11 protein-coding genes are annotated in these 11,001 nt (G+C 56.5%); 5 read left to right on the top strand and 6 right to left on the bottom strand.

Features of this window, described 5'->3' with window-relative positions; translation table 11 throughout:
• Positions 1–179, bottom strand: a 179-nt coding sequence (locus ACTIKR_RS00385) for a CreA family protein (RefSeq protein ID WP_442326944.1), incomplete at its 3' end; no start/stop codon positions are given.
• Positions 180–403: 224 nt separating this feature from the next.
• On the opposite strand from ACTIKR_RS00385, the gene ACTIKR_RS00390 reads away from it, so the two are divergent.
• The 3 genes from ACTIKR_RS00390 (at position 404) to ACTIKR_RS00400 (ending at position 4,050) form a co-directional block, all read left to right on the top strand.
• Entirely contained in the window at positions 404–793 is a 390-nt protein-coding gene (locus ACTIKR_RS00390) for an RNA-binding S4 domain-containing protein (protein ID WP_193089906.1), read from the top strand.
• Between the two features lie 186 nt (positions 794–979).
• A complete protein-coding gene (gene ggt, locus ACTIKR_RS00395) occupies positions 980–2,767 on the top strand; it encodes a gamma-glutamyltransferase (RefSeq protein WP_193089907.1) in 1,788 nt (595 codons plus the stop codon).
• Between the two features lie 227 nt (positions 2,768–2,994).
• Positions 2,995–4,050 carry an NAD(P)H-dependent flavin oxidoreductase gene (locus ACTIKR_RS00400; protein ID WP_193089908.1) on the top strand — a complete coding sequence of 352 codons (1,056 nt, stop codon included), beginning with the start codon at positions 2,995–2,997 and terminating at the stop codon, positions 4,048–4,050.
• Positions 4,051–4,182: 132 nt separating this feature from the next.
• Here the strand turns inward: ACTIKR_RS00400 and ACTIKR_RS00405 are convergent, their stop codons facing one another.
• The 4 genes from ACTIKR_RS00405 to ACTIKR_RS00420 form a co-directional block, all read right to left on the bottom strand.
• Positions 4,183–5,376, bottom strand: coding sequence for an MFS transporter (locus ACTIKR_RS00405; RefSeq protein ID WP_193089909.1), 1,194 nt, complete (start codon positions 5,374–5,376; stop codon positions 4,183–4,185).
• A 46-nt stretch (positions 5,377–5,422) separates the two neighbouring features.
• Positions 5,423–6,799 carry a CoA transferase gene (locus ACTIKR_RS00410; RefSeq protein ID WP_193089910.1) on the bottom strand — a complete coding sequence of 459 codons (1,377 nt, stop codon included), beginning with the start codon at positions 6,797–6,799 and terminating at the stop codon, positions 5,423–5,425.
• On the bottom strand, positions 6,796–7,509 hold the full coding sequence (locus ACTIKR_RS00415; protein ID WP_193089911.1) for a nitroreductase: 714 nt from the start codon (positions 7,507–7,509) through the stop codon (positions 6,796–6,798). Before ACTIKR_RS00415 ends, ACTIKR_RS00410 begins: the two co-directional genes overlap by 4 nt.
• Positions 7,510–8,199: 690 nt before the next feature.
• Positions 8,200–8,907: a pirin family protein gene (locus ACTIKR_RS00420; protein WP_193089912.1), complete on the bottom strand. Its 708-nt coding sequence runs from the start codon at positions 8,905–8,907 to the stop codon at positions 8,200–8,202.
• Positions 8,908–9,099: 192 nt separating this feature from the next.
• On the opposite strand from ACTIKR_RS00420, the gene ACTIKR_RS00425 reads away from it, so the two are divergent.
• Positions 9,100–10,047 carry a LysR family transcriptional regulator gene (locus ACTIKR_RS00425; protein WP_193089913.1) on the top strand — a complete coding sequence of 316 codons (948 nt, stop codon included), beginning with the start codon at positions 9,100–9,102 and terminating at the stop codon, positions 10,045–10,047.
• Between the two features lie 107 nt (positions 10,048–10,154).
• Here ACTIKR_RS00425 and ACTIKR_RS00430 read toward each other — a convergent pair whose 3' ends face one another.
• Positions 10,155–10,421: a hypothetical protein gene (locus tag ACTIKR_RS00430; RefSeq protein ID WP_193089914.1), complete on the bottom strand. Its 267-nt coding sequence runs from the start codon at positions 10,419–10,421 to the stop codon at positions 10,155–10,157.
• Positions 10,422–10,751: 330 nt separating this feature from the next.
• Between ACTIKR_RS00430 and ACTIKR_RS00435 the strand changes: the two genes are divergently transcribed.
• Positions 10,752–10,934, top strand: a complete 183-nt coding sequence (locus tag ACTIKR_RS00435; protein WP_442326942.1) for a hypothetical protein — start codon at positions 10,752–10,754, stop codon at positions 10,932–10,934.
• Positions 10,935–11,001 lie beyond the last annotated feature (67 nt).

Raw genomic sequence — 11,001 nt, forward strand, 5'->3', positions numbered from 1 at the left:
GTCACGCCTTCGATTTGCGGATCGTTGAAAGACTGTACGCAGACCTTGTCATTGTTGACAATACGCCAGGTGGTGCTGACGCAGCCAATATCATCGGCGACGGCAGTGGCGGGGGCAGCGATGCTCAGTAGCGCGGCGCAGGTTGCAAGCGCGGGAAAGAATCGTTTCATGATGCTCATGATACCTAAGGGAATAAGTTGAATGTCGGCAAAGAGTTTACACCCAATCGGGCGCTGCAGGACAGTTGCCAGGAAAACCCCGGGCCGCAGGCGACAATCGCCAGCGCGCGCGCTGCCAAATGCGACTACAATAGTCCGGCATGTTGTCGCGTCCCCAACGACATGCGATGCGAAGTCTTGCCTGCATTAAGCCCGCTTGGGCAGAACCGCTTACCTATCATCCTATGGAAAAACTACGTATTGATAAATGGCTCTGGGCAGCACGTTTTTACAAGACGCGTTCGCTGGCGGCCACTGAAATCGGCAAAGGCCGCGTGCTGATCAACGATCACCCGATCAAACCCGCCCGTGAAGTGAGCCCGGGCGACCTGGTGGCGGTCCGACGTGATCAGACCACGATCACGGTTCAGGTGCTGGCGTTATCTGCCATACGGGGGCCGGCGCCTGTTGCGCGCACGCTTTATGAAGAGACCGAAGCGAGCCGGCTGGCGCGCGAGGCCGCGCAGGAACAGCGGAGGCTGGCCGGTGAGCCCGCCCTCAGTCTTGAGCATGGCCGCCCGACCAAGCGTGATCGCCGTCAACTGGAACAGGTGAAAAAAGGTGGTGACTGGTAAACCGCGCCAAATCTGCACAGGCAATAAAACAGATTGTAAGAAGGGGTTAAACAGCGGCACCAACACCTATCAATTTGTTGCGGATGATTTTACAATCGTGTTCAATCCATTGGCCCCCAGCCTGTGCAACGGGTGTTTTCTCAGGTTGTTCAGGATATACATCTAAAAAAATCGAGGAGTACAGACATGTTGTTCGACAAAAGAATAAGCCGGCTTGCGCTGTCGGCAACCTGCCTGAGCGTTGCGCTGGCGCTGGGTGCAGGCCAGGTCACGGCGCAGGAACCACCGGCTGCCGCAAGCACCGTCAACCTGCCGGCGCCGCCTACCATCAAGTATGACTACGACATGGATATTTTCCATCCGGTCAGCGCCAAAAACGGTATGGTGGCATCCGAGCAGCGCCTGGCCTCGGAGATCGGACTGGAGATTCTCAAAAAAGGCGGTAATGCGGTCGATGCGGCGGTGGCTGTGGGCTTTGCCCTGGCCGTGGCATTGCCCAATGCGGGCAACCTGGGCGGTGGCGGTTTTATGATGGTGCACGAGGCCAAATCGGGCAAGACCATCGCGCTTGATTTTCGTGAAATGGCCCCGTCAAAGGCCGGCCGCGACATGTATCTGGATGACAAGGGCCAGGTCATCAATAATAAATCGCTGTATACCCATTTTGCCGTTGGCGTACCGGGTACGGTCAAAGGGATGGAGCATGCCCTGAAAAAATGGGGCACCATGCCGCTGGCAGAGGTGATCCAGCCGGCCATTGCCCTTGCGGAAAAGGGATATGCCGTCAGCCCGACGCTGGCCGAAGCGCTGGCTGTGGAAAAAGACAACCTGGGCAAGTGGGAAAACACCAAGGCCATTTTCTTCAAGGATGGCGAACCGCTCAAGGCGGGTGAGCAACTGGTCATGAAAGATCTGGCCAATTCCATGAAAATGATCGCAGAACAGGGCAGTGATGCGTTTTACAAGGGCGCCATTGCCGAGCAGATCGTCCAGGAAATGGGCAAGCATCAGGGACTGATTAGCAAAGAGGACCTGGCCAACTACAAAGTGGTGGAACGTGAGCCAGTCACCGGTGACTATCGCGGCTACAAGATTGTGTCCATGCCGCCTCCGAGCTCGGGCGGTATCCATATCATTCAGATGTTGAATGTGCTGGAACACTTCCCATTGAACGAATCGGGCCCCAACAGCGCCAAAACCATTCGCCTGATGGCAGAAACCATGAAGCGCGCTTATGCCGACCGGTCCGAATATCTGGGTGATACCGATTTTGTCAAAGTCCCGCAAAAAGGCCTGATCGCCAAATCCTATGCTGATGATCTGGCCAAACTGGTGGCCGAAGAAAAAGTGACGTCTGCCAGGGATATCAAGCCCGGCGCGCCGCAGAAATATGAAAGCGACCAGACTACCCATTACTCTGTTGTAGATAAGGACGGCAATGCGGTCGCAGTCACTTATACGCTGAATCTGAATTTCGGCAGCGGGATTGTAGCCGGCAATACCGGCGTTCTGCTGAACAATGAGATGGATGACTTTTCGGCCAAGCCGGGCGTGCCTAATGCCTTCGGCCTGATCGGCGGGGAGGCCAATGCCATTGAGCCCGGCAAGCGGCCACTGTCGTCCATGACGCCAACCATGGTGCTCAAGGACGACAAGCCCTGGCTGGTGACCGGTAGCCCTGGCGGCGCACGCATTATCACAACTGTGTTGCAGACGCTCACCAACAGTATTGATTTTGGCATGAACCCGGCCGTTGCTGCTGCCCTGCCGCGCTTTCATCACCAATGGCTGCCGGACGAACTGCGGCTGGAACCCGGATTTAGTCCCGATACCATCGAGCTGCTGAAAAAACAGGGCTACAAGGTCGTTGTCAAGCCCACAATGGGCCGCACGCAAACCATACAGATTCGCGACAATATGATGTATGGCTACTCTGATCCGCGTAATCCGGATGGCGTCACTCTGGGGTACTGAATCAAGGGGTGAGTGATGGTATGGACGGCCTGCACGCGTGCAGGCCGTTTTTCACACAACGATCAAAACCCCAATGCGATGTATGACAAGGGCAAATTCCGCCTGCCGCTTTGGTATGATGGGCCGGCAAACCTGATGTCGGACATCGTGAAGCGCTGCATGTGTTGACCCGTGCTGTTGCTGCATTCGGCCCGGCCGGGCCGAGCAGTCACGCAAAAAGGAATGTCATGAGTAAATCACTCGTCCAATTATTGAATACAACATATCCGCTGATCCAGGCACCTATGGCGGGCGTTTCCACGCCGGCACTGGCCGCTGCCGTATCGGAGGCCGGTGCGCTGGGCTCTTTGGGACTGGCGTCCGCCTCGCTGGATCAGGCGCGCAGCATGATCACCGAAGTCCAGCGCCTGACGCGCAATCCGGTAAACATCAATTTCTTCTGCCATCGGCCGACCGCGCCGGACCAGGCGGCCAGCCAGGCGTGGCTGGAGCACTTGCGTCCCATGTTCGAAGCGTTCGGGGCCACGCCGCCATCAGAACTGAAGGACATCTACAGGCCATTTCCCGATTACCCGGATATGCTTGAACTGGTGCTGCAAACCCGTCCGGCAGTGGTCAGTTTCCATTTCGGCTTGCCGTCGCAGGAATATATTGACGCGTTGAAAAACGCCGGCATCCTTCTGATGGCCAGCGCAACCACGCCCGCAGAGGCCCGCCAGATCGAGGCCGCCGGCATTGATGTGCTGATTGCCCAGGGATATGAAGCCGGCGGACATCGGGGCGTATTCGACCCGGAAAATGGCGACGCTCAGTATGGTACGTTTGCCCTGGTGCATATGCTGGCAACACAATCGGCATTGCCGGTGGTGGCCGCTGGCGGCATTATGGACGGTGCTGCTATCAAGGCCGCGCTGGCCCTGGGCGCGGCTGGCGTGCAATGCGGCACGGCGTTTGTGCTGTGCCCGGAATCGGCCGCCAATGCCGCCTACCGCAAGGCGTTGCAAAGCGAACGCGCTTATGACACCCGTGTTACGACGACGCTATCGGGGCGCGCAGCGCGTGGTTTGCGCAACCGCCTGTATATAGATGAACCGTCCAGCGCCCGTCCGCCCACCCCCGGCTATTCCATGACCTATGATGCGGCCAAGGCACTGAACGCGGCTGCGAGCGCCAAAGGCAATGATGACTTTGCCGCGCAATGGGCAGGCCAGGCGGCGGCATTGGCCCGGCCGATGCCGGCAACGCAAATGGTGCAGACGCTGGTTACGGAAGCGGGCTGGTAAACCGCCAAGAATCCTTGTCGGATCAGCCAGCGCGCCCGGCAATGCGTCGGGCGCCTGTCTGCCGCGTGAGCATCATCGCCATCGTAATTATCATCACAAGCGTAATTGTCAGCGCAAGCGTATCGTAGTGGGCTATGTGCGCAGTTGGTGCCTGCGCAAAATAACGCCTCGCATCAGGAAAATCACCAGGCCGATCAGTGTCATCAGCAGGCCCGCCCATACGGGCGAAACCAGACCCAGGCCGGCGGTAATGGTGATGCCGCCCAGCCAAGCGCCCAGTGCATTGGCGGCATTGAAAGCGGCATGTGTCAAGGCACCCATCAGTGTAGGCGCCTGCGGGGCGCTTAGCATGATCTGGACCTGCATGGAAGGCACCACCAGCATGGAGCTGAACGCAATGCCAAACATACAGATCAACAGCATCCAGGAAGAGCTTGCCGTCAGGCCCAGGATAAACAGCACAATCAGCACACAGCAAAAGCCGATGATGATTCCCTTCTGTTGATATTTGTCCGCCAGATAGCCGCCCAGCAGGTTGCCGCTGGTCATGCCGACGCCAAAGGTCATCAGGGCGACCGGAATCATCGCCGCAGGCAAATGGGCCACATCGGTCACCATGGGACCAATATAGGTATAAACGGCAAAAATGCTGCTGGTGCCAATGGCGATGATCAGGAGCAGAAACCAGGCTTGGGGTGTTTTCAGACCATGCAGCTCCTGGCTGACCGGATTGCCCTTTAGCGCATCTGATTTGGGTAACCAGCGCCATAGGCAACCGAAGGCCAGCAGGCCGAACAGCGCGACCAACAGGTAGGTATTGCGCCAGCCCAATACCTGTCCGGCAAAGGTGGCTGCAGGCGCACCAATGATATTGGCCACGGTCAGGCCCAGCAGGATCAGCGACACAGCCCTGCCGGTTTTGCTTTTGCCGACCAGATGGGCGCCGGCCACAACGCCCGCGCCAAAATAGCAACCATGCGGCAGCCCGGTCAGAAACCGCGCCACAATCAGCGATTCGATAGAGGGCGCCAGCGCTGACAGCACATTGCCCACAATGAACATGAAAAACAGCAGAAGCAGAAACGGTCGCCGATGCAGGCGTGCGCCTGCCATGGTCAGCAACGGCGCGCCGGTCACAACGCCAATGGCATAGGCTGAAATGGCATGACCGGCAGTCGGTATGCTGACCTGCAGATCGCTTACGATCAGCGGCAATATTCCCATGCTGGCAAATTCAGTGGTGCCGATACAAAAGCTGCCCAGGGACAGCGCGAGCAGGGCCAGGGCCACGTGTTGTGGCGTCGTGCCGGAAGTTGAAGGTTGCATGAGGCAGGTTGGTGAAGTGGGGTGCGCAGGGAGGCTATCAAGCCGTTTAGTCGGTCCGCCAGGACGGATCGTCACTGCCCCAAAGACCGCCGACCTGTGAAAAACGGGCGTGGCTGTCTATGGCAAAGGCAGGAAGCGATTGTATAACGATTCCTGATGGGCTGGGCTGGCGCAACTGCCACGGTGACACATCGGCTAGCGAAATACCTTTATCGGTAGCGGCACCACTGGCAAGCAGCCAGTTGGCGGTCGCCAGCAAATGTGCCTGCACGCGCCAGGTGCCACCCTGTTCGCTGCGCCATTTGAGCGCACGCAAAATGCCGGCCGCCAGCAGATAGCCGGTGGCATGATCCAGCGCCTGCGCCGGCAGGGCCCCGGGCGTGGCGCCGTCCGCAGATTCCAGCATGCCAATGCCGGTCGCCGCCTGCACGATACTGTCAAAGCCGCGTCGATCCCTCCATGGACCTGCAAACGTCCAGGCCGATAGCGTCGCGTGAATCAGATGGGGGTAGGTTCGGGCCAGCGTTGCGCTGTCCAGCCCGAAAGCCGCCAGTGCCTGCGGGCGATAGCCTGTGACCAGGACATCGGCGGTGCTCAATAGTTCATGCAGTCTGTGCAATGCTTCGGGTTCACGCAAGTCGAGCAGGGCAGAGCGTTTATCGGCACCGGTGTCCACATGTTGCACCGGCAGCTCCGGCATGGCCGGATTATCAATCCGCAACACATCGCAGCCCAGATAAGCCAGTGTGCGCGTGGCAACCGGTCCGGCAATCACGCGGGTCAGATCCAGCACCCGTGGCCGCCCCTGCTGGGAGCCGGGCGGGATTGGCGTTTGCCGCGCGATATTGTCTATGGACAGCAGCGGCACGCCAGCGGCTTGCTGCGCTTGTTCCGACTGCTGCCATTGCGCAGTATCGCGCACCTTGACGGCAATGCCTTTGGCTGCGGTTACTGTTTCTTCTACGTCAATAGCGCGCCACTGTTTGAGGGTATCGGCCAACTGTTCACGCGGGCACGCATCGGGCAGGCCAAGTGCGTCCAGCAGGCGCTGGCGGTGATGGGGATAGTTGCCATGTAACCTGACCCAGCCATCTGTGGTTTGAAAAAAACCTGAGTGAGACTTGAAGACCGCAGCGTGCTCGCCGTCTATTGTTTGCAATTGATCATTGCGAAAGGCAACTGACACTTGCGCGGGGTCTACCGTCACGGTCTGCGCCTGGCGCAGATCGGCGGCGGACAATGCGGCTGCAGCGACGGCGCCGCAAGCCAGTTCATTGACCTGCAGATTGGACGGTAAAAAATTTCCCGCACCCAGTTGCAGATGCGCCCGCGCATACTGTGGGGACAGTTGCAAAACGGGCAGCAGTGAAGAAAGAAGGCTGTTGGACAGCGGCGTTTGTCGGGGGCGGGGGGCGTCGGTCATGATGCGCTTTCCTGCCCATCAGCGTGAAATACCGTAAATTCGTCAACTTCGATCCGACTGGTGGAAAACTGATTGGCCGGGTGTTCGGTATCTTCATAGCCCAGCGAAATACCGCATGCGATGATCTGGTCATCCGCGATATGCAGATGGCTGCGAATGATTTCGGGATAGTTGCTCAGTGCCGCCTGGGGACAGGTATGCAGCCCCAGCGATCTGGCCGCGATCATGATGGTCTGGATAAACATGCCGGTGTCCATCCAGCTGCCGGTCTCCATGTCGTTGTCCAGCGTAATGAACAGGACAACCGGCGCATCAAAAAACGCAAAATTGCGGCCATGCTGGCGTTTCATACCGATCTTGTCCTCTCGGGTTATGCCCAGCGTGTTGTACAGTGACCAGCCGGTTTCGCGCCGTCTTGCCAGATAAGGTTCGCGCCATTTTACCGGGTAGTACTGGTATTCGCGCTTTTCCGGCTCGCCGTTGTCGTGTGCCTGCATCAAGGCCTGCGCAATGGCGGCGCGCGCGGCGCCGGTCACCACATGGACTTTCCAGGGCTGAATATTACTGCCGCTGGGCGCGCGGGCGGCTGCATGCAGAATAGTGCGGATGTCGTCGGTGGAAACCGGATCGGGCAAAAAGCCGCGCACGCTTTTGCGGGTCAGGATTGCCTGCAGGGTTTCATTTTCGAAATGAGGGTCTCGGCTATTCATGGGAACTCGTCTGGTCGTCGGGCACGGATGTCAGTTGAAATACGCAGCCATCAATACAAAAGACGGCAACTTCACTTTACCATTTTTTCAGTGCACGCAATATGACCGGGAGGAGTTCTCGTTTGCAGCAACGCCATTCGCTCATCCTGCCCAGTCGGGACGCTGCATTTGAAAGTGACCACAAACTCTAATGCGAATCGTGTCTTTGCTTATCGCAAAAAAACGTTCCCTATTCAAAGTGCACTGCGTAGACTTTGTCAGGCGGTGATCGCTATGACACAAAATTTATCACAATTGAAATATCGATGGATGATATCAATCACCATAAGGAAATCGTCCGATGAGTACGACAGCATTGAAGGTCCGGGAGCTTCCTGCCAACTTAAAAGCAAACGTAAACGCGATGATTTCCCCTTCTTTCGGCATTGTCTCATCGGTAGCCATTGAGGGCGAACCTGTCCTGGCACATCGTGCCGACCGAAATTGCGTAAAATCAATTTGCAACGATCAGTTTTGCTACGTTTTTACCACCGATCCGGCCCGTTGTCTCCTCCTGGCGGATCGGTGGCTTTTCATCACGTGGCGATTACCTGCAACTGCGGCAATACGTCTATAAGTCTGGAGCCGTTCAGGCTGCAGGCAGCAACTGAATGCGGTGCCTGCTGTTTGAACGGCCAGCGGCAGTGACCATTAGAATTGCGCAGGCAGATCAAACATCAGTACTTCGGCGTTGCTGCCATTTTCCAGAACCACGGATTTTTCATCCGTGATCTTCAGCGCATCGCCCGCCTGTAGCAGCTGGCCATTGACAGTCACGCTGCCTTTGGCCACATGCACATACCCGGCGCGCCCGTCAGCCAGTTCGTGGCTCAGTGCGGGATCGGCATTCAGGATGCTGGCATATATTCTTGCATTCTGATGGATCAGCACCGAGCCCTGTTCCCCGTCGGGGGAAGCGATCAGGCGCAGGCGGCCTTTTTTCTCTGCCGGTGTGAAGGCTTTCTCTTCATAGCCAGGTGCGATACCGGCTCTGTCTGGCTCAATCCATATTTGCAGGAAGTGCACCGGTTGCTCGGCCGAATCATTATATTCGCTGTGCATGATGCCGGTCCCGGCGCTCATGCGCTGCACGTCGCCGTAGCCAATGGCCGAACCGTTACCCATACTGTCGGAGTGAGCAAGCTTGCCTTCCAATACATATGAGATAATTTCCATGTCGCGATGACCATGCTTGCCAAAGCCGCGTCCGGGCTGCACCCGGTCCTCGTTGATGACAAGCAACGGGCCAAATCCGGTATGGGCGGGATCATGATAGCCGCCGAACGAGAACGAATGGCGTGAACTTAGCCACCCGTGCTCGGCAACACCGCGTTCTTCACTTTTTCTGATTTCCAGCATTTTGTTTATTCCTTGATAATGGGTTAGGGTGCTTCGAAGGCTATATTTGAAGTGCATTTGCAATGGATGTGCACTGAATGCAGCGCGCCCTCTGTTGCACCACTGATACTGTTATTGTATGGGGTATATTAGGGATTCTGTAGACCGAAATTCGGAACTCTTTTTCCTTTATCTGGAACAATCGCAACCGTCATGACAATCAACGCAAACGACCTGATTCTTTTTGCCCAGGTCATGGATTCCGGCAGTTTTTCCGCCGCAGCCGACCGACTCGACCTGCCTAAGTCCACCCTGTCACGCCGCATCAGCGGATTGGAGACAGAGCTGGGCGAGCGCCTGATCACCCGCAGCACGCGCAAGCTGATGATCACTGAGTTTGGCAGTGAAGTTCTTGAACACGCCCGGCGACTGGTCGATGAAACAGAATGCACGATCGCTTTTGCCCGGGACCGGCAGGCAACCCCCCAGGGAACATTGCGGGTGTCATTTCCTCCCGATTTTTTTGAACATGCGCTCGCCGAGTTTTTGCCTCTGTTTTCAGAGCAGCATCCGAATGTGCGGCTGGAACTGGATCTGTCGGCCAGACGGGTGGATCTGCTGGCAGAACGATTTGATGCCGCCATTCGTGTGGCTAGCTCTTTGCCCGACGACAATAGCCTGGTCGCCCGCCGTCTTGCTACACTGGTGACGTCCCTGTATGCCAGTCCTTCCTATATGAGCAAACATGGCCCGCCCCAGGAGCCGGCGGATCTGAAAACACATCGTGGATTGATGCTGATGAATAGTATGGGCGACATTCGGCGCTGGCGATTGAGCCGCGGCACCGATTTTTGGGAAGGCTCGCCGGCTTGCATGTTCAGTTCAAATTCCCTGGGTCTGCAGCGGACCATGGCGCTCCATAGCATGGGCATCGGCGGTTTGCCCGAACCCATGGCCAGACCGTTTGTTGAAAACGGCACGCTGGTGCCTGTTCTGCCGGGCTGGAATTTACCCGAAGCTATCGTCTGGTGTGTCACCCCCGGGCGCCGTCTGCTGTCGCCAGCCACACGCGCATTTATTGAAGTCTTCAGCCAGGTGATGAAGAGAAATGCCGCTTACCGAATTGCAGATATCAAGGCGCTGCTGGCCAGCCAACCGTAAAAATCCTCCCTAAATAGCTTCGTCAACAAAGAAAAGGCCATATCCGTTGCGGAATATGGCCTTTTTTTCACGCTATACCAGATGCAATAGGCTGGCGCGTTCCTGGCTTAGTCACCCATGTATTCGTCTGCAGGATGTTCTGCCTGATAGTCAGCCAGATCGCGTCGCACATCAGCACGGCTATCGGTGCTTCGTACAAGAATCGCAGGGTAGGAAGAGTCGCTGGTGTTGCTTTGCTCAACGATCAGATTTTGCTGCACGGGGCTGACCGCATTTTCAGGGAAGGGATATTGGCTTTCGGAAAAATCGGCAGCATGGGCGGCACCGGCAACAAAAGCGGCACCAAAGAGAAGGGAAGCAAGTACGTTTTTCATGATGTTAACTCCATATATGATCGGTAGAAATCTGCGGGAGTGTGCGTCGGTTTTGACGCACTGCAGGATTCAGTGAGTTCATTATGGACTTCTGATATCGATAGAAAAATACTTATTACAGAATTATGATTTCCATAAGTGGAACAATAAGCAATATTATTGCCGATTAATTTTAACTAATTCCATATTTGGCATAAACTATCGACCAATGTACGGCAGATCTGAAAAGGGGTCAACCATTGGGTGCGACAGATGCTGCTATGCATCACCCGGCCAGTTGGCATGGGGATCGGCGGCTTGCCCGTGGCCAGGTTGTTTGTAGCAAACGGCATGCTGGTGTCTGCTTTGCCGGACTGGAATTTACCCGAAGCTATCGTCTGGAGCCTCTCCCCCGGGCGCCGTCTGCGGTCGCCAGCCACACGGGCATTTATTGAAGTCTTCAGCCAGGTGATGAAGACAAATGCCGCTTACCGAATTGCGGATATCAAAGCGTTGCTGATCAGACAAGTTTAAAAAATCAACCAGAAAAATCCTCCCTAAATAGCTTCGTCAACAAAGAAAAGGCCATATCCGTTGCGGA

The sequence above is a fragment of the Advenella sp. genome (assembly GCF_052108595.1).
Taxonomy (GTDB): Bacteria; Pseudomonadota; Gammaproteobacteria; order Burkholderiales; family Burkholderiaceae_B; genus Advenella.